The sequence below is a fragment of the Amphritea pacifica genome (assembly GCF_016924145.1).
In the GTDB taxonomy this organism is placed as follows: Bacteria; Pseudomonadota; Gammaproteobacteria; order Pseudomonadales; family Balneatricaceae; genus Amphritea; species Amphritea pacifica.
Genome location: NZ_JAFFZO010000080.1, coordinates 1 through 1,141 on the forward strand (window position 1 = coordinate 1; position 1,141 = coordinate 1,141).

Annotated in this window: 1 protein-coding gene; it reads left to right on the forward strand. The window is 45.3% G+C overall.

What is annotated here, in order from left to right; genetic code table 11:
* A partial coding sequence (locus tag JW499_RS21465; protein ID WP_205212495.1) for an IS4 family transposase occupies positions 1-1,109 on the forward strand: 1,109 nt, incomplete at its 5' end.
* Positions 1,110-1,141 lie beyond the last annotated feature (32 nt).

Consider the following 1,141-nt stretch of genomic DNA (forward strand, 5'->3'; position numbering starts at 1 on the left):
GCGTCTTGAGCCTGGCACAGGGCAGTCTCTGTACTGTCACCAGTATTGGACGTGGCATTCATTCTCAAGCCTATGAAAAGCATCGGATAAAACGCTCAGATAGGTTACTTTCCAACCCACATCTACAAAAGGAATCGCTCTCTATTTACGCCTATATGTGTCGCGTCTTTACCGGAAAAGGACGCCCTGTGGTGAGTGTTGATTGGTCAGATTTAGACGGACGAAAACAGTACTTCCTGATCAGAGCTGCCGTGGCATTTGAAGGGCGCGCGTTGACTTTATATGAAGAAGTACATGATATTAAAACCAAAGAAAAACGCCGGACTCATCAACGCTTTCTGGCGATGCTTAAAGCACTTCTGCCAAATGACACCCACCCAATCATTGTCACCGATGCAGGGTTTAAAACACCCTGGATTGAGTTGGTAAAAGAGATTGGCTGGGACTATGTTGGACGTGTTCGCCGGCCCCGTAAATATTTCGATGAAACGAACCAATCATGGCGCTGTATTTCTCATCTGTTTCCAAACGCCAATAGCAGGCCAAAAGCATTAAAGCTGAAGATACTCCAATCAAACCCTCAGCGTAGTCATCTTGTACTGTACAAAGGTAAACCAAAGGGACGACATTCGTTGAATCAGGATGGTTCAACACGATCATCAAAGACGTCATTGAAAGCAGCACGAGGCGCAAAAGAACCCTGGCTGCTTATTTCATCGTTACCCAATAACAGCACGTTCGCCAAAAAGAGCGTGTCGATTTATCAAACACGTATGCAAATTGAAGAAAGTTTTCGGGATATGAAAAGCACTAAATTTGGTTTGGGCTTCGAGCAACATCATACAAAGAAGATAGAAAGAGCGCGCCAGTTAGTGCTACTGACAACGCTGGCAGCGATGGTGCTCATTCTGCTTGGGAAAGTCATTGAACTGGCTGGACTGGCTTATCGTTTTCAGTGTAACAGTACGCGTCAACGCAGAGTCCTCTCGCACTTTTATCTTGGAAAACGAGCACTCTCAAATAATCTAAAAATATCCCCTCAACAATGGCGAGAAGGTATTCGGGAATTTGCAGAGCAGCTACTCAGGTCATCGAGTATAGTGTTTTAAATTCGTGGGGATACCACAGGGTCAAAGCCCTT